The sequence below is a fragment of the Alistipes sp. HGB5 genome (genome assembly GCF_000183485.2).
Lineage (GTDB): Bacteria > Bacteroidota > Bacteroidia > Bacteroidales > Rikenellaceae > Alistipes > Alistipes finegoldii.
This window is the reverse complement of record NZ_AENZ01000002.1, coordinates 1-20,157: the sequence shown is the minus strand read 5'-3', so window position 1 is coordinate 20,157 and position 20,157 is coordinate 1. Positions and strand designations below refer to the sequence as shown.

General features: G+C 54.4%; 13 protein-coding genes and 1 pseudogene. 11 read left to right on the top strand and 3 right to left on the bottom strand.

Annotated elements, in window-relative coordinates; genetic code table 11:
• Positions 1 to 23: 23 nt before the first annotated feature.
• The 3 genes and pseudogenes from HMPREF9720_RS00105 to HMPREF9720_RS15715 all read right to left on the bottom strand — a co-directional run.
• A complete protein-coding gene (locus tag HMPREF9720_RS00105; RefSeq protein ID WP_009596099.1) occupies positions 24 to 884 on the bottom strand; it encodes a carbohydrate kinase family protein in 861 nt (286 codons plus the stop codon).
• A gap of 1 nt (position 885) precedes the next feature.
• Positions 886 to 2,214, bottom strand: coding sequence for a sugar porter family MFS transporter (locus HMPREF9720_RS00100; protein WP_009596107.1), 1,329 nt, complete (start codon positions 2,212 to 2,214; stop codon positions 886 to 888).
• 804 nt (positions 2,215 to 3,018) lie between these two features.
• A pseudogene (locus HMPREF9720_RS15715) lies at positions 3,019 to 3,120 on the bottom strand (site-specific integrase); the annotation flags it as partial.
• A gap of 564 nt (positions 3,121 to 3,684) precedes the next feature.
• Here HMPREF9720_RS15715 and HMPREF9720_RS14890 point away from each other — a divergent pair.
• The 11 genes from HMPREF9720_RS14890 to HMPREF9720_RS00045 all read left to right on the top strand — a co-directional run bounded on the left by HMPREF9720_RS14890 (position 3,685) and on the right by HMPREF9720_RS00045 (position 20,077).
• Positions 3,685 to 3,831 carry an integrase core domain-containing protein gene (locus tag HMPREF9720_RS14890; protein WP_227042929.1) on the top strand — a complete coding sequence of 49 codons (147 nt, stop codon included), beginning with the start codon at positions 3,685 to 3,687 and terminating at the stop codon, positions 3,829 to 3,831.
• Positions 3,832 to 4,494: 663 nt separating this feature from the next.
• Complete coding sequence (locus tag HMPREF9720_RS00090; RefSeq protein ID WP_009596088.1) at positions 4,495 to 5,883, top strand: MFS transporter; 1,389 nt, start codon at positions 4,495 to 4,497, stop codon at positions 5,881 to 5,883.
• A gap of 73 nt (positions 5,884 to 5,956) precedes the next feature.
• Positions 5,957 to 6,493, top strand: coding sequence for an RNA polymerase sigma-70 factor (locus HMPREF9720_RS00085; RefSeq protein ID WP_254654342.1), 537 nt, complete (start codon positions 5,957 to 5,959; stop codon positions 6,491 to 6,493).
• Positions 6,494 to 6,673: 180 nt separating this feature from the next.
• Positions 6,674 to 7,675 carry a FecR family protein gene (locus HMPREF9720_RS00080; protein ID WP_009596067.1) on the top strand — a complete coding sequence of 334 codons (1,002 nt, stop codon included), beginning with the start codon at positions 6,674 to 6,676 and terminating at the stop codon, positions 7,673 to 7,675.
• Positions 7,676 to 7,715: 40 nt separating this feature from the next.
• Complete coding sequence (locus HMPREF9720_RS00075; protein ID WP_009596056.1) at positions 7,716 to 11,303, top strand: TonB-dependent receptor; 3,588 nt, start codon at positions 7,716 to 7,718, stop codon at positions 11,301 to 11,303.
• Positions 11,304 to 11,329: 26 nt separating this feature from the next.
• Positions 11,330 to 12,835, top strand: a complete 1,506-nt coding sequence (locus HMPREF9720_RS00070; protein ID WP_009596108.1) for a RagB/SusD family nutrient uptake outer membrane protein — start codon at positions 11,330 to 11,332, stop codon at positions 12,833 to 12,835.
• Positions 12,836 to 12,858: 23 nt separating this feature from the next.
• Complete coding sequence (locus tag HMPREF9720_RS00065) at positions 12,859 to 14,928, top strand: FISUMP domain-containing protein (RefSeq protein WP_009596084.1); 2,070 nt, start codon at positions 12,859 to 12,861, stop codon at positions 14,926 to 14,928.
• A gap of 43 nt (positions 14,929 to 14,971) precedes the next feature.
• Positions 14,972 to 17,146, top strand: coding sequence for a glycerophosphodiester phosphodiesterase (locus tag HMPREF9720_RS00060; protein ID WP_227042930.1), 2,175 nt, complete (start codon positions 14,972 to 14,974; stop codon positions 17,144 to 17,146).
• A gap of 34 nt (positions 17,147 to 17,180) precedes the next feature.
• Positions 17,181 to 17,996 carry a glycerophosphodiester phosphodiesterase family protein gene (locus HMPREF9720_RS00055; RefSeq protein ID WP_014775990.1) on the top strand — a complete coding sequence of 272 codons (816 nt, stop codon included), beginning with the start codon at positions 17,181 to 17,183 and terminating at the stop codon, positions 17,994 to 17,996.
• A 27-nt stretch (positions 17,997 to 18,023) separates the two neighbouring features.
• Positions 18,024 to 19,079: an NAD(P)H-dependent glycerol-3-phosphate dehydrogenase gene (locus tag HMPREF9720_RS00050; RefSeq protein WP_009596054.1), complete on the top strand. Its 1,056-nt coding sequence runs from the start codon at positions 18,024 to 18,026 to the stop codon at positions 19,077 to 19,079.
• 17 nt (positions 19,080 to 19,096) lie between these two features.
• Complete coding sequence (locus HMPREF9720_RS00045) at positions 19,097 to 20,077, top strand: endonuclease/exonuclease/phosphatase family protein (protein WP_009596121.1); 981 nt, start codon at positions 19,097 to 19,099, stop codon at positions 20,075 to 20,077.
• Positions 20,078 to 20,157: the final 80 nt, after the last annotated feature.

The following is a 20,157-nucleotide window of genomic DNA, read 5'->3' as shown; positions in this document are numbered from 1 at the left end:
TAAACTTGGGTTTTAAGGTCAGATTATTTTCGAGGCGGAGGCCATGCGCCTGCGCAGGTACAGACATAAGCCGCGGTTTCAACGGCAGTCCGGTGCGCCTCTGCGATCGTCCGGCCCGAAAGCAAGGCTCCGATCAGGGTTCCGGAGAAGGCATCGCCAGCGCCTACGGTATCGACGACTTCCACCCGGGGTGTCGGCAGCGTAGATATATACTCGCGGGTATAAATGGAGCTGAAACGATCCCCGCCGGTAAGTACGACCATGCGAAGTGCATATTGTTCCGCCAATTGGCGGCACGCAGCATCCGTATCCTCCGGAAGCGCAAACATCTCCTGCAACCGGACGAGTTCGTCATCGTTTATTTTCAGCACGTTCGCGATGCGGAGCGACCGGTCGATCAACTCTTTCGAATAGAAATGCTGACGCAGGTTGATATCATAGATGCGATAAGCGTCGGCCGGTACAGTTTCGACCATGGCGCATGTGGTCCGGTGCGAAACTTCGCCGCGCTGTGCCAGCGTGCCGAAGCAGATGGCGCCGGCTCGGCGCGCCAAAGACAGCATCTCTTCCGTGAGCGGAATATAATCCCATGCGACATGTTCGTGGATCGTGTAGGTAGGCTGGCCGTCGCAGAGCGACACATCGACAGTGCCGGTCGGCTTATCCACCGTAGCAACGAGTGTACGGATACCGTAACTGGCGGTAACTGCCAGCAGATCGCGTCCGGCATCGTCATTGCCGACAGCGCTGACAGCCCAGCCTTCGACACCGTTCTGCGAGGCATGATAGGCAAAATTCACGGGAGCTCCTCCGGCTTTGCGGCCAGTAGGCAAAATATCCCACAGAAATTCGCCGATGCCGATAACAAGGGGTTTAGAATACATCTTACTCTTTTTTTAGCAGTTGTTTTTCAATCTCTTCAAGCGAACGCCCTTTGGTTTCGGGAATCCAGATGTAGATAAACAGCCATGCAGCAAGGCAAAGGACTCCGAATCCGGCAAAAACGATTGCCGCACCGAAACTCTCCAGCATTATGGGGAAGAACTGCACGACCAGAAATGCGCAGGCCCAGCTGATCCCCGTTGAAAGCGCCATGGCCGTACCCCGGATCGCCGAGGGATATATTTCGGCTGTAACGACGAACATAAGCGGGGAAAGCGACACAGCAAAGAAAGCGATGTAAACAAGCAGGACGATCAGAATCCCGATACTGCCGGGCAGCGGCTGGGCAAAGGCATAGGTCAGGTACGCTAGTGACACGACCAATCCGGCACATCCCCACAAAAGCAGTTTCTTGCGGCCCAGACGGTCCACTAGCCATACGGCGACAATCGTGAACAGAAAGTTCACTATTCCGACATAAATGGCCTGCATAAGTGCCGTATCTCCGCCGATACCGGTCTGCCGCAATATTTCAGGGGCGTAATTGATGATAACGTTAATTCCGGTGATTTGCTGGAATACGGCGAGCAACGAGCCCAACAGGACGATGTGTGTCGTCGATCCGCGGAATAACTCGGATAATTTGGGCCCGCCCTTCTGCGAAGATTTCGGTGTTTCAAGCATAACTGCCGCATCTTCGGAAGAAATTCCCATGCGGGCGATGGCTTTTCGGGCAACCTCATATTCCCCCTGTTTAATCAGCCAACGCGGACTTTCGGGCAGAAACAACAGCATCAGTAGATTGCCCGCAGCGAACAACAACGGCAATCCTAGCATCCAACGCCAGTTGTTTCCCCACGAAATCATCCCAAAATCGGCGCAATAAGCAGCAAGAATGCCGATAACGATGAATAACTGGTAAAACGAAACGAATGTTCCGCGCCATTTGGCAGGAGATATTTCGGATATATAAATAGGTATTACAGCCGAGAGGACACCCATACCGCAGCCGCCTAGGAAACGGGCTGCAATCAGCCATGCGGCATTGCTTGCCATGGCACATCCGACGGCCGACAGTATCAACATGACGGCAGATATGATCATCATGTTTCTGCGGCCGTATTTATCGCTGTAACGCCCTCCCAGCAATGCTCCTATCAGGCAGCCAATCATAATGGCGCTTGTCACGAGTCCCATGGCCATGGCCGAAAGCCCGAACTCGGCGGTAATGAATTCGAGCGCCCCGGAAATTCCTCCCAAATTAAGCCCGACTACGAATGCCCCGAACGAGGCGGCAAAGACATACCCGAATAGTAGTAACTTGTTTTTCATATCAGATTAGTTGATTTATTTGGTATAACAAAAATAGTCTGTTGTGTGTAACGTTTCGATAACGATTGTTACAGATGTGATAAGCCTTGTTACAAATCGATCTAATTCGATTTGCGTGTTTGTAGTCTGGTTACAAATCCGCAATATGGATAAGAGCGGTCGTATTCATGCAAATCTTTGCGTAGCGACACGACATGCAAATGGTCCCATCTGACGATGGGAAAAATTCGCGCCGGAGAATCTCTGCCCAAAGTTTTCAGAATTCCCCGATGCTGCTTCCGAGGGTAGGGCTGTTCCCGATGCAATATTACAACAGTCTGAAGATGAAAAAAAGTCCGCCGAACGGACTGGAGCGGTCGTGAGCGGACATCAGAATCGAAGCGATTCGGCAGGTTGTATATTGCCATCGAAACAAATATTCAGATAAAGAAACAGACGGTTGGACAAATATTTATCGGAATAATCATCCGGACATGCGGATGATTCGATGCAGAAACAGAGAAATATATAATTCAAGAAATAAATATCTAAACAAATCTGCATTTATACGGCAGTTTATCGAAGCAGGCCGCGAAAGAAATCTCTGTTGCAACTATTTGGTTTCTGATATGCGTGTGTTGTGAAGCGGCTGCCGTCCGGTCCGCAGAGTGTGCGACGGTAGCGACCAGCAAAACGCTGGGGATGGAAATCCCAAGGCTCGCCCTTCGAGCGATTCGCATGGCCTTGCGTATTTTCATCTCCGGTGTTTAATTCCCTGCCGGCGGAAATAAATTACGGGGTACGGTATTCCGGAATCGTGCCGGATTACTGCGTGACCTTGAAGACGCTGTTGAGTTTTTCGCTCAACGCCGCCATATCCTGCCCGATCTTGTCGTTGGTGATGCGGGCATAGATTTGGGACGTGGTTGGCAACCGGCATTTTGCCTGTCGTTTCTATGCAGGTTGTTCGGGCTATACCCGTCAGGCCTATTATAAACATTTATGGCGTAATGTGCAAGCAGCCTTGTCCGATACCCTTCTTTTGAAGCGGATGGGTTACTACCGAAAACTGATGCCCCGGCTCGGCGGCTGCAAACTGTGACATTTGCTGCAATAAGACGGATTTCCGGTCAGCCGGGATCGGTTATTTACGCTGCTTTCGGAAAACAATCTTCTAGTCAAACGTCGGAAGAAATAGCTTACGACCTGCTCGCGGCGCTGGATGCAAATATTCGAATCTGATCCGAGGTTTCGGCCTCGAACGGACGCATCGTTTATGGGCCGGAGATATTACGTATATTTCTTTGAAAGAGGGATTTGCATATCTGGCTCTGATAACGGATGCCTATTGGCTATGATCTGAATACGACTTTGGAACGGGACGGAGCGCTCTGTGCTCTGAGGATGGCCATAGACCACACTCCGTAGCAAAAACGGCAAGGGTTAATCCATCACTCGGACAGAGGATGCCAATATTGTTCGAAAGAATATGTGAAATTGTTGACCGATAATGGGATTCGCATCAACATGACTGAAAAGGGCGATCTGTATGAGAATGCTGTTGCAGAACGGGTGAACGGTATTCTGAAAAGCGAATGGATCGACGAAGAATGTTTTGAAAGTTTTCAGGCAGCATAAGAACGCCTCGATGAGATCGTTATCCTTTACAATTCACTCAGACCTCATGCCAGTTGCGATTGGCTTACGCCCTTTGAAGCGGAACCTAGAACCGGGAAGTTCAAACATCATTGGTGCCGAAAAATTCGGAAGTCATATGTAAACTTATATCAGGACAATATTTTTTGAACCAAAATGCTCATATTTAATTATCACTGTAAACCTTTTCAGGACCATCAGGAACCGTTTCATTTTCGGAAGCCGTAACGAGGAATTCTGAAACCTTTGGGTAGGAATTTTCCGGTGCGGATTTTTTGCTCATTTGAAGCGAGCGAGTCTGGAGCCGCTTTCAAATCGCGTTTTTTAGATATATAAATACCAACCGCAAATCGACAGTCGGAAATGACCAAAATATTGAAAAATGTGGTTTGTAAATATTCTTTCCGGCTTAATGAATTCCAATGAACTGCTCTGCGAAGCCGGATTGGAGCATGACTTCAACTGTCTTATCGTTAAATGTATTTTCGGCAAGGGGGCGTTGTCAGACACGACTCGTCGAAGATGCGGCTTTCTTCGGGAGTGATGATTTTTCATACTTCAAATGGCAGAAGTCTTTGTGTGTAGTGTGTGCTTCATGTGTCCTATATATAGACATGATGGATGAACCTGCTAATTCAAGACACAATGACTCCCGAACAAACGAAGAAATTCAAGTACTGGCAGACCCGCACAATCGTCGTGACGATGGTCGGTTATGCGCTCTATTATTTTGTCCGCAAGAATTTCAATACCGCCATGCCGAGCATCGAGGTTACATTCGGCATAACCAAGGCCCAACTGGGGCTGTTTCTGACCTTGAACGGTATTATTTACGGTCTGTCCCGCTTTATTAACGGATTCATCGCCGACCGTGTAAGCGCCCGGAAGGTCATGTCTCTGGGACTTGCGCTCAGTGCGCTGGTCAATATCGGATTCGGATTCAGTGATAAAATGGCGATGCTCGTCGCCGGAACGGCCGGCGGGCAGGAGTACATTACGGCGCTTACGATCATCATGGGTTCGATTTTGCTGTTGAACGGTTATTTTCAAGGCATGGGAGTTCCACCCGTCCCGCCCCTCATGACTCACTGGGTGCCGGCCAACGAACTGGCCCGCAAAATGTCGATCTGGAACATGTCGCACTCGATCGGGGCCGGGTTGATCTTTGTAATGGGCGCCGTGCTGGTACACTATTTTGACAACAGCGCATGGCGGCTTTGTTTTCTCATTCCTGCGGCGTTTTCGCTTTTGGGAGCGGTCGCTTTGTACCTTGCACTGCGCGACAAACCTTCTTCGGTGGGGCTGCCCGAACTTGAGCAGATGAAGGTTCCGGGCGAAGAGCAGAAACCTGTCCGGAAATCGGACAAGGCCTATCATGCGGCCTTCCTGCGCCGTATGGTATTCGGGAATCCGATCGTCTGGGTGCTTTCAGTCTCCAATTTTTTTGTTTACATCGTCCGGTTCTCATTGCTCGACTGGGGGATGATGCTTCTGCCTCATACCAAAGGAATATCGGTCGCCGTAGCCGGAATCATGGTGGCGGCATTCGAATTTATCGGCGGAAATCTGGGTATGGTGATCGCAGGATGGGCGACTGACCGGCTGTTCGGCAGCCGCGCACACCGCACATGTGTTTTCTGTATGCTTGGGACGATCGTCATGACGATCGTATTTTGGTGCATTCCCGATACCGTCTCTCCGTGGGTAATGGCCGTTCCTTTCATGCTGATTGCTTTTTTTATCTACGGACCGCAGGCGCTGCTCGGGATCGCCATGTCGAATCAGGCGACCAAAGAGGCGTCGGCCACTGCCAACGGGATACTCGGCGTATTCGGTTATGCCAGTACGCTGATCTCCGGCGTCGGGCTGGGGTTTATCGCCGACCGTTACGGGTGGAATTCCATCTACGCCGTAATTCTTGTCTTCGCCGTTTTGGGGTTGCTGACGTTGACGACTATCTGGAAAGCCGCTCCCGACGGTTACGGTGCGGCAAAAAAATTCACAGCCGAATACGAAAGGAATTCGAGTCGATAATTTTTTTTATATTTGTTTGCCTTCACACCATTATCCCGGAAAACAGATGCCGTTGGATTCCGAATACGAACTGATGCAACGATTGTCCGCAGGCAACGAGGATGCTTTCGGAGAGTTGTTCGGGAGATATTATCCCCGTGTCTGCGCGTTCGTCGGCTGTATCGTCAAGGAAGAGAGCACTGCGGAAGACATTGCGCAGGACATTTTTCTGAAGATTTGGGAACGGCGCGACATCTTTCAGGGGCGGGTCGCTTCGTTCAACGGATATGTTTATCGCATGGCGCGTAACGCCGCTCTCAATGCGATTCGCCAGATGACCAATATTGATTGGGAACAATATATTCAGATCGAGGAAACGCTGCCGGACGAATCGTTCGAAAGGGAATACTATTCCCGTGAAAAAGAGCTTTTCATCCGGCTTGTCGTCTGCCGGATGCCCGAACAACGCCGCCGGATATTCGAAATGAGCCGTTATGCGGGGATGGACAATCAGGCCATTGCCGACGAACTCAAGATATCGAAACGAACGGTCGAAAACCACCTGACGCTCGCATTGAAAAAACTACGCGAGGCATTAGCCGTTTTCTCGCTTCTTTTCTTTATGCACTGATCTCATTCGCCGGGTAATCCCGAAAAAAAAAGTGTTTGTCGTTGTGTGTCGAACCGTTCCGGTGTGTCTTATAAACAGAGACGGGGACCGGGCTTTTCCGCCCCCCCCCGGAAAGCGGCAGGGAGCGCCCGCTTCTCTTTCCGCAGGAGAATTTGAAACCCAAACAATCGAAATACCACTATGTCGAGAATCCGAAAAATCATCAGTATTTATCTGAGTTATCGCCAGCCCCGCAGTACGCGTAAAGAGTTTGCCGAGTGGTTCGCAGCTCCGTTCGACGGAGAGACGAAACAACGGCTGATGCGGGAGTACTGGGATGCGCTGTCTCCCGAAATGTCTCAGGACCGGGTGCAGAAGGCATATGCCCGCGTACGGGAACGCATCGGGTTCCGGAGTGTCTCGCTGCCGTCGCCGCAGGGTGTCCGTCCGGTGTTCAGAAGAGCGGCAGTCATGGTGGCAATGATAGCTATCCCCGTTTTGGCCGTTGCGCTCTATGCGCTGATCGGGCATATGAACTCCGCTCCCAAGTGGCAGGAAATCTACGCCCCTTACGGTCAGACCCGGAGCGTGGTTCTGGCCGACGGTTCGCAGATCGTCATCAATTCCGGGAGCAGGCTGATCTATCCCGACCGGTTCGCCGGAAAGGAGCGGCGGGTGTTTCTCTGCGGAGAAGCTTATGCCGATATCGCCAAAAATCCCAAGCGCAGTTTCGTGCTCTCGGCCGACGACGTCGATATTCTGGTGCACGGCACCTCGTTCCGGGTCAGTTCCTATGTGAATGACAGCGAAGTGGAAGTCGCCTTGCTTTCGGGTGCGATAGACATGCAAACCAAGAATCTGCAGCAGAACTGCAAGATCCAGATGACTCCGGGCGACATGGTCAAGGTCGACAAACGGTCGGGGCGCGTCACGTCGATGCGGTTCCCCGGCGGGACGTTCGCCAACGGCATAGACGACGGTCACCTGACGTTCATCAATTCGCGGCTCTCGGATATAGCCCGGCAGCTCGAACGCACGTTTGACGTGAAGATCGTTATCGACAGCCAGCAGCTAGCCGACGAACGCTATTATTCTGTTTTCATAAATCACGAAACGCTGGACGAGATTCTCTCCATTCTGGAACAGAACGGCGATATGAAACACCGCCGCGAAGGGGAGATGATCCACCTTTATAAGAAATGACCATCCGAAAAACACAACCTATAAACCTAAAACTTCATCTATGAAAAAAACATTTACTTTTCACACCCGGAGCCGGTTATGGATTCTTTGCGCCGCGGTGTGCATGGTATGGGCCGTTCCGCTGCATGCCCAAACGCGGAGGATCAGTCTGAACCTGAAGAACGCAACGATTCAGCAGGCGGTGATCGCCCTGCAGCAGCAGGGATATTCACTCTCGGTCAAGGCCGACGATGTGGACATGAAGGCTCCGGTGGACATCCATGCCCGGAACGAAGAGCTGCAGGCGGTTGTGGACCGTATTTTTGCAGGGCAGGACGTGAACTGCATCATCAACGATAAAAGTATTCTGATTACGAAAGTCCCGTCTCAGCCTTCGTCCGAAGACTCGCCGCAGGAATCATCCGTAACCGGACAGGTGAAAGGCCCGAACGGACTGCCGCTTGTCGGCGTCACCGTGCTGATCGACGGTACGATGGTCGGGACGACGACCGATGCCTCCGGAAATTTCCGGATCAGGGCGAAGTCCGGGGATACGCTGGTCTTCTCGTATATCGGTTACGACGAGCGCCGGGAAAAGGTAGGAGTCCGGACGGAGATCGACGTGACGCTGGCCGAAAGCTCGACGCTGGTGAATGAAGTGGTGGTGATCGGTTACGGCACGCAGTCGCGCCGTACGCTCTCGACAGCCATCTCTAAAGTCAGCGGCGAGGTCTTCGACAATGCACCGGCCGCGACCGTGGGCGATGCGCTGAAAGGCCGGGTTGCGGGACTGCACGTACAGACGAGCAACGCCATAGCCGGAGAGTCTCCCCGCATGATGATTCGCGGCGGATCGTCCATCACGATGGGCAATGATCCGATCTACATCGTGGACGGGGCTTTGCGCGAGGACCTGACCGGTATCAATACGAACGACATTGAGTCGATGGAGGTGCTCAAGGACGCCGCCTCGGCCAGTATCTACGGCGCTAGGGCATCCAACGGCGTAATTCTGGTCACGACCAAAAAAGGTTCGTTGGCAAAGGGCCCCCAGATCGTGTTCGACCTCCAGCTGGGCTGTTCGTCTCCTTCGCGCAAATGGGATTTCATGAATGCCCGCGAATACATTAGTTTTCTTCGTCCCGTTATCAGCAAAGCCTATGCGAACGGCATTGAGCACAATGCGAAGACCATGCTTTCGGGTCCCAATGCCTACGGTACGGGAAACACGGCGCCGAATGCCAACTATTCGACCCGTTATCTCGATTACGGGCAGCCGGTCCCGGCAGGTTATCAATGGATGTACGATCCGCTGGATGCTAATAAGGTGATTATCTTCACCGATACCGACTGGCAGTCGCAGTGGTTCACCGACGCATTCTGGCACAAGGAGTACATCGGTGTAAACGGGGGAACCGACAAACTGAAATATGCCGCGTCGGTCAGTTATCACGGCGACGACGGCATGGTTGCGATGAGCAGCTACAAGGTCTTCACCCTGCACGGCAGCACGTCGTTCAAGATTACGAAGAATCTGGAGGCGTCGACTACGTTCGACTTGTCGCGCCAGAAAAAGCATCCGCTCATCGACAACTACTATCAGGCCATCGGCCGAGGCATCATAGCCGCACCCACGGCGCGCGAATTCGACGACAACGGCGACTGGTGTCAGCTGAGCTCCAACGGCAATGCCCATAGTGCGGGATGGTACGAGTCGTTCTACGACCGCGAGCAGGCCATCAACCGGGCTTCGGGGACGTTCGGACTCAAATGGAACATCACCGACGGATTGACGGCTTTCGCGCAGTACAACTATTTCGACAACTCCTACCGGGGAAGTTATTATGCCTACGGAGAGCGCAACGGCACTCCCAATAACGTCTCGCTGGAGCGCAACACCACCGAAACCCGCGAACAAACCATCCGGGACATCTTTACGGCTCATCTCAATTACAACAAGACGTTCCGCGACGTGCATACGCTGAACGTTACCGGCGGTTATGAGTATATGTCCCAGAATTACTGGAAGGTGAAAGCCAATGCGAAAGGGGCTTCGTCGGACGATGTGCCTGTGCTCGGCTCCGGTTCGATCTTCACGGCGAGCAATCAGGACGAGAAGCAGGCGATGATCTCCTATTTCGCGCGGGCATCGTACAATTATGACGACCGTTACATCGTTTCGGGAACGTTTCGTGCCGACGGGTCCTCCAAATTTGCTGTCGGCAATCAATGGGGCTATTTCCCGGCCGGTTCGGTGGCATGGGTCATTTCGGAGGAACCGTTCTGGCGCAATGCCAAGAAGACGGCCAACACCTTCAAGTTGCGCGCCTCCTACGGACAGACCGGTAACAACGGCATCGGGCTTTACGATGCATACGGCGCATTCGCGACCGGCACGTACCACGGGCACACTACATTGCTGCCGTCCGCCATGGCGAATTCGGCCCTGAAGTGGGAGACTACCACGCAGCTTGATCTCGGTATGGATTTGGGATTTTTCGGCGACCGGCTGCGGTTTGTGTTCGACTACTACAACAAACATACGGACAATATGCTGTTTTCCATCTCCGTACCCGATACGGGACCCTATTCGTCGGTCAAGGCGAACGTGGGCAGCGCCCGGTTCTACGGCGTGGAAGTCGAGCTTAGTTCGGCGAATATCCGCAGGGAGCATTTCAGCTGGACGACCGACATTACGTATTCGTTTACCCGCAACAAGGTGTTGTCGCTGCCCGGAGAATATGCCTATGACGAGATCGATGCGGACGGCCGTGCGACGGGGCGGCGTGCATACCGTATCGGCGGATACAAAGCTTCCGAGAGCGGTTACCGCTTCGGCGGTACTGCCGTGGGCGAACCGCTGGGACGCATATACGGCTATAAGATCGACCACATCATCCAGACGGAGGCCGAGGCTGATGCGGCTCTTTACGACGAACAGTCGAACGGTTACCGCGTAGGCGACGGACGTATGGTCAAGGGGCGCAAGGATGCCGGCGACTATGAATGGCGCAACCGCAAAGGTTCCGCGCGCAGGGACGGCGAGGAGATCATCAACGACGAGGACCAATTCTATCTGGGCAATGTCATGCCTCACTCGACGGGAGGTATCAACAATACGTTTCGCTACAAACGGCTTTCGTTGAACGTCTACTGCGACTTTGCGCTGGGACATTCGATCATCAACGGCATGAAGGCCCATCTGCTGCGCAACACCATGGGCAACTGCAATTCGACGATCGGCCGTATCGCGTACGACTGCTGGCAGCATCCCGGCGATACGGATGCCAAGTACGCCCGCTTTTTCCCCAACGATTCCGACTGGGGCAACCGCAACTGGCGCCAATCGAATTTCATGGTTGAAAAAGCCGACTATTTGTGTCTGCGCGACGTTTCGCTCTACTACGACCTGCCCGAACACTGGCTGCGCAAAATCGGCATCCGGAAAGTGACGGTGGGCGTAACCGGGAATACGCTTTGTTATTGGACGGGAGTTACGGGGGCCATCAGCCCCGAAAGCGGTATCGGATCCAATGCGGGTGCAGGCATGTATACGCCCGTGTCGACCAGCAATTCCAACTCCGACATCACCGCCAATATGATGCCGGTTCCGCGCAAGATCATCTTCAGCCTCAAACTGGTTTTCTAACGTTTCAGACCTTAAAACAACCAACCATGAACTATAAAAACATAAGATCGCTCCTGCTCGTATGGATTGCCGCGGGAGTTGTCTCCTGTCACGGCGATTTGGACATCATGCAGGACAACAAACTATCCGTGAGCAATATGTGGAAGACGTCCATTCAGGTCGAGAACTCCACTTACGGCATCTACTCCGCCATGCGGGACAACTTTGTTCAGGATCAGGTCAACGTCCTGACTTGGGGAGAGCTGCGCGTGGGCGAGTACATGTGGCGGAACAGCCGCACGGAGACGATCTGGCTCGCGGACCTGCGGAGCGTGGTGCAGAATACCATGTCCTCCACGACGAACGCCGTCAGCTGGTCGAAACTTTATACGGCGATCGATCAGGCCAATGCCGTGCTCAAATACGCGCCTGCGGTCGCCATGACCGATACGAAACGAAGCTGGGCGATCGGACAGGCGTCGTTCGCCCGCGCCTATCTCTATTTCTGGGCCGTGCGGTTGTGGGGCGACGTTCCTTTGAACCTGAATCCCATCGAGTCGGTCGCACAGCCCGAAGCCTATCCGATTCGTGCACCCAAAGCCTCGGTATACGCCCAGATCGGGACCGACATCGACCGGGCTGTCGAAAATGCGGGCAGTCTCGGTACGGATAAATACTTGGCGACCGCGGATGCCGTCAACATGCTCAAGGCCGAATACGCGCTATGGATGTATGCGGTGCAGAAGGGCGGCGACGACTATCTGACAATGGCCGAAGAGGCGCTTGCTGCCGTCGGAGTCAAGGCCGGCGACAACCGGCTGCTGACTGATTATGCCAAGATCTTCGATGGCTACGGTTCGAACAATAAGAATTCGAACGAGGTAGTATTCGCGCTCTACAACAGCCGCGATGAAAACAAGACCGGGGGATTTTCGACCTACTTCGCCTTCTCCGACGGTGCGATCGATCCCAATGCCCAAGCGACCGTGCCGACGAATACGACTGTGCAATATCTGGACTATGGCGACGAGTACCTTGAATTGCTGCACAAAAGTCAGACGGAAAACAACGACTCGCGTGTGAAGACCAATCTCGGCGAGGGACCCTACGGAAAGGAAAACCGGGCGGTGGTTACGTGGCCGAACAAGTTCATCGGCAATGCGGACAGCAGTCCGATGATTCGGGATTGCGACATCCTCTACTATCGTTATGCCCTTGCCGTGATGCTGGATGCCGAGTTGAAATATTACCGCAGGGACTATGCAGGGGCGCTGGCTTCGCTGAACATCATCGCCAAACGGGCGTACGGGAAGGAGAACTTCCATACTTCCGCCACGCAAGGCGATGTCTTGAAGGCGTTGTGCAACGAATACTTGCTGGAGTTTCCTTGTGAAGGCGTTGTCTGGTGGGCATTGATCCGCCTCGATCGGATTTGGGAGTACAACGCGGACCTGAAGGCGCGCAAGGATGCCGCCAACATCCTGTTGTGGCCCATCAGCAAGAGTGCCCGCGACAAAAATTCGAACCTTGCCCAAACGGAGGGATGGTATTGATCGAAAACCTAAAATTACGGAACATGAGACTGAATTTCAAGAAATATATGGCGGGGCTGGCGACTGCGGCGACGCTGCTTCTGACAGCCTGCTACGAGGATCATACAGATTTGGAGGACCGGACGACGCGGATTCGCATCAGTCCTGAAATCGAAGCGTTCGAAGCGGACGGAACTGCGTCCGTGTCGGGCAACAGCAATGTCACGTCGGTGGTGCTGGTCAAGGTCGGCACCCGCGTATCCCGCATGGAGTGGGAGGCGGAACTCGTCGACTGGATGCCCTCGGTCGATGAGACCGGGCCGTGGGCGACGATCCAGCGTGTACCCGTCGTTTCGCAGTATACGGAGATTGCCGGACCGAATACCGTCGCCGTGACGCAATCCGGTTTCGAGTTGACTGCATTGCCCAATACGGGATACGGACGCCGGTGTACGGTGCGCATTACGGCCGAGGACGGTACGGTGCAGGATTACGAACTGTTCCAGTACGGCGAGCTGGCCGATGCTGAGGTGGTGCCGGCGCTCGAATCGGTAGAGATATCTTTTCAGGGCGATCCTGTCGATCTGGCTTATACCACGAATATGGGCGACAAGTATGCCTATGCGATCGCTTACGAGGAGGGAGGCGCCGAGGGCTGGTTGACGGCCGAGCACCGCGGTGAAGGTTTGCTGACGCTGACCGCCGAGCCGTGGGACGACATGGAACGGGATCGCCGGGCGACGCTGACGATCACCGTGGGCGACGACGAAACGAGCAAAGCGGCGGTGGACATTCCCGTCGTGCAGCTTAGGAAGGCGGAATACTATTATGTTTACGGCTCTGCGCTGGGCGAGGAGGCTGCTACGGCGTTGCAGATGAAGCGCGAGTCGGACGACTCCTATCGTGTCAGCGGATTCTTCTTCGCCACGGAGGACAATCTGATCTGCATCAACAAGGATTCACGGGCCGGCGATCCGAGTTGGTATCTCGGTGCCGACGGCGAGCTGAAGAACTGGGCCCGGAATGTTACGGCTTCGGATCTGAAGATCGAAGCGAACGGTTATCGTACGCTGACGGTGGATTTCGCTGCGGGTACGTGGAACTGGATACGTCAGAACAGTACGCCCAATTGCATGCCCGACGAAGAACTTGCGAACTATCCTACGAAGGATTACCCGACGGCGTCCGGCGGAGTCAAGACATGGATGACCGTCAGCCTGCATTGGAACGGCGGGCCCGGCATCGGAGCCGTCAAGCTCGGTTCGGGACTCGTCGGGGGCTCCAAAACCGGCGGATACGGCAAGCCCAGCGATACGACCGTGCCCTACGACGTTCGCAATCCGGCTTACGATACGGCCGAAAACGGCGGAGGCATCGAGGAACTTCGGGCGAATGACGGAACCCCGCTGGCTTCCAAATACGGCCGGTTGTATTCCTCTTTCGAGGCTGTTACGGGGCAGCCCAACGGTGCATTGAACAAGGCCTATCAGATCGCTTCGCCTTACGGCGAGCCGGGTGCCGTGCTGGTCGATGCGACCGGAACCGCCGTCACGATCGAAAACATCCTTATGGCGACGCTCGCTGCGGCGGACGACGATGCGAAGGCCGAGGCCGAGCATCCCGTGTTGAAGATGCAGATACAGGGGATTTGTCCCTATGGCTGGCATATCGCCAACCTTCAGGACTGGAAAGATCTGATCTGGGCCGCAGCGCAGGCTTCGAAGGGTTCGCGGTACGAAATCGCCGAGTCGTCGGCCAGCTATAAGGCCATCGGCGGAGGTTCGATCGCCAATCTGTCTACGATTCTGTTCGACGCTTCATGGAATACCTATTCCTCCGGATCGCCCATATCGCCGCTGGCGCCCGATTTCGGGTTCAACATGTTCATTCAGGGATGGCGCCTCTACGATACCGGATATAATTACGGCGCTACCTCCGGCGATCCCCGGTTTTATGCGTGGATTCCGCTTCTGGGGCAGTATACCTCCAAGAAAACTTCGTTCTGGCGCATATACATCAGCGGACACACCAAAACCGACATGACGCTGAACGACGGGTTCGATCTGGGCAACGGTTCGGGCGCTGCGATACGCTGCGTGAAGAATTATAAATAAGGAACAAATCAAAAAAAGAATCATGATACGAAAAATCATATGCATGTTGACATTGGCCGCCGCCTTCGTCGGTTGTACGAAGGACGAATGGCCCGATCAGCCCGACTGGAGCAGGATTCCCGATCCGAGCATTCCGGTCGACGACGGATTCATGAAGCCGGCGGCGTGTTCCAATACGGTCGTTGCCCATCGCGGAGGAGCTGCCGAATGCGGTGCGCCGGACAACTCGATGGCGGCGTTGGAGTACGCCATGAGTCTGGGATGCTACGGCATGGAATGCGACATTTACTGGACTAAGGACAACGACATCATCGTGGCGCATGCCAACGGCGACTGCAAGGTCAATAACCTGCAGCCGTGGACGGCTACCGTGGCAGAGTTGCGCGCTGCAGGGCGGTTGTCGAACGGTGAGGAACTGCCCACGCTCGAAGAGTTTATCCGCCGGGTGATGGTCGAGGGCAACTGTACGCGTCTGGTGCTCGACGTCAAGCGTGTGGACAAACCCTATGCCCAGCCCGAATATGTGATCAATGCGGCGCGCCGTGCGTGCGAGATCGTCACTGAAATGAAGGCGAAGCATTTCGTCGAACTGATCTGCACGGGATTCAACCTTGATGCGATGAAGGCTGCGCACAATTGCGCCGTAATTGCCGAAGTGCCTATCGGCATGAACTCGTCGCGTTCAGGGAAGGAGTACGGCACGCTCGGCTTCGGGTGGGCCAACCTTTCGGCGGCAAGCGGAATGGATGCGGCGGCGGGCGGAAAGGGGTCCTGCTCGCTCGAAGAGTACGAGAAGGCGGGTGTGGCTCTATCGGTCTACAATGTTGACCAGCGGGCGGGAGACGGCAATGCCGTTTATTCGACCGCTGCTGTGAATTATTACATTGCGAATTACAAACGTTTCCGCACGTTATGTTCGAATTATCCCAAGTGGCTGATCGGGAAGATCGACCATGCTTACAAGGTGTACGACGGCATTCGCAGCGAGGCGGATTTCGAGGCTTTCGCGGAATCGCTCGCCAGCGATCCGACAGGGCGCCGTTTTCTCGACGGCAACGGCGAGGTGGTGCTCCATTGCGATCTGACGCTGAACGGGTTCGTGCCTTTGTCTAATTTTTCGGGCACGTTCAACGGAAACGGTAAGACGCTCACGATCGGTTATCGCGGCGACGCGCAGCAGATCGGTCTGTTCAAACGTCTCAGCGGCACGGTACGGAACCTGACCGTCGCCGGACGCTTCGAATCGGTACGCAGCGACGACAGCGAAATTCATCTGGGGGCGTTCGCGGCCGAAACCGACAATGCGGCGATCGAGAATTGTACGAACCGGGCGGAAATCGTTGTCGCAGACGCTGCCGATGTCACGCCGCGCACCATGATCCTGAGCGGATTCGTCGGAAAGGCTTTCAACGGCGTGACGCTTCGCAACTGCCGGAACACCGGAAATATCTCGTTTTCATCGCCGGCTCTTTATATGATCGGAGGCTTTGTCGGAGCTGTTCAGGAAGACGACGGGCTGTACACGATCGCCGACTGCCACAACACGGCCGACTTTGACAATGCGGGCAGTAATTCGGGCTGGAATTTCATGGGCGGCATTGCGGGCAAAACGATCAGCCGGCAGCTCGTTCCGGGCGAGACGTCGAATTACCGGCTTATCGTCGAAGAATGCTCCAGTACGGGTACGATCAGCATTGCCGGGCCGTCGAAAGTGCGCGCTTCGGGTATCGTGGCCCAAACGCAGGGCGCTTACCGGATCAGCGGATGCACGTTTTCCGGAGCGATCGAGAGTACGGACGCCACCAAACGCGACGTCGTGATAGGCGGTATCATGGCCATGGCCGACAAGGAGTGTGTCGGGCTGGTCGAAGGATGCACTTTCAGCGGACGGATTTCGGCTGCGCAGGCCGGTGCCAACAACTTCTTCGGCGGCATATACGGTAACAACGGAGGTGCCGCGAGCGTTGTGAACGATTGCCGGACCACGGCTTCTGCCTATGTCGGCTGTCCCATCGGCAAATCGGTGGGGATGCTTGCCGGGCGTCCCAACAAGAAGGGCTTTACGGTCAGCAATTGCCGGATCGCCGGAACCGTAACGAACAAACAGGGCGCGGCAGTGGTGATCACGGCCGATAACCTTGAAGATTGGATGTTTGCCGGATATGGTACCTCCGTGGCGGTGACTCTGAAAAACAACGGTTACAACGACGGAAAATAGCACGGAAAGATACTAACTCTAAATTATTCGAAAAATGAAAAAACTATTGTTGACGGGCATCGCGCTCGTCGGAGCGGCGCTCGTGTTTGCACAACCCCGGCTGGTCGCGCACCGCGGCTTTTACACGACGCCGGGATCAGACGAAAATACGATATCGAGTCTGATCAATGCGCAGCAGCTGGGCGTATACGGCGTGGAATTCGATGTCAACCGGACCTCTGACGGGGAGTTGATAGTCGTCCACGGTCCCAAAGTCGGCGATCGGCTCGACGCGCAAAGGGACACGTATGCGGAGATCAGCCGGGTCGTATTGCCGGGCGGCAATCGGATACCTACGCTCCGCGAATTTCTGGAGCAGGGTCGGAAGGACCCCGGAACGAAGTTGATTCTGGAATTGAAGAAACACAAGACGCCTGAGATCGAAACCCGGATCGTCGAAGAGATCGTGTCGCTCTGTAAGAAACTGAACATGCTGGACCAAATGGAGTTCACGTCCTTCAGCGAGCACGCCTGCAGGGAGTTTCGGCGCTTGGCTCCGCAGAACAAAACACTGTATATTTCCAATTCGCTTTGGACGCCCATCAATGCCGATGTCGCTAAGAAGGAGGGTTTTCAACTCTCTTACAGCATGTATGTGTTTATGAACCGGCCCGAACTGATCGACCGCATGAATGAAATCGGCGTAGAATCGACACTCTGGATCGTAGACAATCCGGAGGTTGTGGACTGGGCCGTCAAACATAATGTGGGTTTTATTTCGAGTAATTTTCCCGACCGGATCAAAGCGTATCTCGATGCGCTCCGGACAGTGGAAACTGCCCGTAATGGCGCCTGCAATCTGATCAGATAAGACACAATCTCATAACTCAAATTTATCATGAAAAAAGTAATCGCAATTATCGGTTCCGGCATGATGGGTTCCGCTCTGGCGTTTCCTGCCGCCGAAAACGGTCATGAAGTGCGTTTGGTAGGCACGCACCTCGACCGTGACATCATCGACGAATGCCGCCGCAGCAATAAGCATCCCAAATTCGACAGAGCGTTCCCCGTCGGAGTAAAATATTATCAGATCGAGGAATACAGAGAGGCAGTCGCCGGAGCCGATTTCGTTATCGGCGGTGTTTCGTCGTTCGGTGTGGATTGGTTCCTGAACGAGATACTGGTAAATCTCGATCCCCGGTTGCCGGTGTTGTCTGTCACCAAAGGGCTTATCAATCTCGAAGACGGAACGTTGATTTCCTATCCCGATTATTGGCGGTCGGAGCTGAAGAAAAGGGGCGTCGACCGAGAGGTCTGCGCGGTCGGCGGCCCCTGCACCTCTTATGAACTGGTATTCCACGACCAGACCGAGGTGGCTTTCTGCGGCAGGGACACCGCTTCCCTCCGACTGTTCAAAGAGACGCTTTCGACCTCTTACTATCACATTTCGCTGACCCATGACGTGATCGGTCTTGAGAGCGCCGTAGCGTTGAAAAACGCGTATGCGCTGGCCGTCGCCATGACTATCGGTTTGGTCAACCGCCATCATGGCGCGGATGCCGGGTTGCATTACAACTCGCAGGCCGGAGCATTCTATCAGGCGGTCAAGGAGATGCGCCGGCTGCTTAAGATACAGCAGGCGACCGAAGACTGCGAGAACATCGGTATCGGAGATCTTTACGTGACGGTTTACGGCGGTCGAACCCGCAGAATCGGTATTCTGCTCGGTGAAGGGAAGAGTTATTCCGAAGCGATGGATATTCTGGCCGGTGTGACCCTCGAATCGCTGGTCGTGGCGCGCCGGGTTGCAAAGGCGATTTACCGCAAGGCGGAATTGGGTCAGGTCTCCCTGCAGGAATTCCCGATGCTGGTACATGCCAACGACGTCCTCGACAACGGGAAGGATGCCGAACTTCCGTGGGAGAAGTTTACGTTCGATCATACGGCAAACTGAACGGAGCGGTTACAGCAATGAAAACAGCAATTAAAGCGGCCGCAGCCGCCGGCCTGTTCATCCTGACCCTGTTTCCGGGATGCGCGCAGCGGCAAACGGATGAAGCGAATCTGCGCTTGCTCTATTGGAATATCCAGAACGGCATGTGGTCGGGGCAGGGTGACAACTATACGCGTTTTGTCAATTGGGTGAGCGCCCAGAACCCCGACGTCTGTGTGTGGTGTGAATCGGTAACCAACTACAAAACGGCTTCAGATGAGAAGATAAAACCCGAAGAGGCCTATCTGCCGGAACATTGGGGCGAACTGGCCCGGCGCTACGGACATGAATATTGGTATAAGGGCGGACACCGCGACAATTTCCCGCAGGTCATTACGTCGAAATACCCGATCGAGAACGTGGCTCGTCTGATCGGAGCCGTTCCCGACAGCATTGTTTCTCACGGTGCGGGATGGGCGCAGATTCGGAAAAACGGTCATACGGTCAATATCGTTTCGCTGCATACATGGCCGCAGGTCTACGGTTTCGGTCTGGCCGACAAGCTGGAACGCAAGGCCAGCGCCGCGGCGCGCGAGGGCGACAGGTTTCGCCGGATGGAGATCGAATACGTGTGCAACCATACGATCGGATCGGTTGCCGGCGCGGAAAAGCAACTATGGATGATGATGGGGGATTTCAACTCCAAATCGCGTGTCGATAATTACGAGTACGGATTTCCGGAGGATACGACCGCCTTTTTGGTCCATGATTACATATGTCAGCACACGCCGTATGTGGATGTGATCGCAGCGAAATACCCCGGCGAATTCCAGACGACGACCGGCCGGCGTTTCCGGATAGATTATGTTTACTGCACCCGTCCGCTTTACGATCGGATCGTCAGTGCGCGGGTCGTAAGCGACGAGTACACTACGCCTGTCCGAGATCCGCAGGAATTGCGCAATTTCTGGCATCCTTCGGATCACCGCCCGATCATCATAGATTTCGATATGCGTTGATGCGGATTCCGATGACTAAAGACTTTGCAATATGTCGATGACCAATTCCAAACTAACGCGTGTAGCGGACAATATCCGAA

Coding starts and splice junctions, on each gene's coding strand:
- HMPREF9720_RS00045 (WP_009596121.1), top strand. CDS start 19,097: ATGAAAACAGCAATTAAAGCGGCCGCAGCCGCCGGCCTGTTCATCCTG.
- HMPREF9720_RS00080 (WP_009596067.1), top strand. CDS start 6,674: ATGTCGAGAATCCGAAAAATCATCAGTATTTATCTGAGTTATCGCCAG.
- HMPREF9720_RS00070 (WP_009596108.1), top strand. CDS start 11,330: ATGAACTATAAAAACATAAGATCGCTCCTGCTCGTATGGATTGCCGCG.
- HMPREF9720_RS00065 (WP_009596084.1), top strand. CDS start 12,859: ATGAGACTGAATTTCAAGAAATATATGGCGGGGCTGGCGACTGCGGCG.
- HMPREF9720_RS00085 (WP_254654342.1), top strand. CDS start 5,957: ATGCAACGATTGTCCGCAGGCAACGAGGATGCTTTCGGAGAGTTGTTC.
- HMPREF9720_RS00090 (WP_009596088.1), top strand. CDS start 4,495: ATGACTCCCGAACAAACGAAGAAATTCAAGTACTGGCAGACCCGCACA.
- HMPREF9720_RS00075 (WP_009596056.1), top strand. CDS start 7,716: ATGAAAAAAACATTTACTTTTCACACCCGGAGCCGGTTATGGATTCTT.
- HMPREF9720_RS00060 (WP_227042930.1), top strand. CDS start 14,972: ATGTTGACATTGGCCGCCGCCTTCGTCGGTTGTACGAAGGACGAATGG.
- HMPREF9720_RS00050 (WP_009596054.1), top strand. CDS start 18,024: ATGAAAAAAGTAATCGCAATTATCGGTTCCGGCATGATGGGTTCCGCT.
- HMPREF9720_RS00105 (WP_009596099.1), bottom strand. CDS start 884: ATGTATTCTAAACCCCTTGTTATCGGCATCGGCGAATTTCTGTGGGAT.
- HMPREF9720_RS00100 (WP_009596107.1), bottom strand. CDS start 2,214: ATGAAAAACAAGTTACTACTATTCGGGTATGTCTTTGCCGCCTCGTTC.
- HMPREF9720_RS00055 (WP_014775990.1), top strand. CDS start 17,181: ATGAAAAAACTATTGTTGACGGGCATCGCGCTCGTCGGAGCGGCGCTC.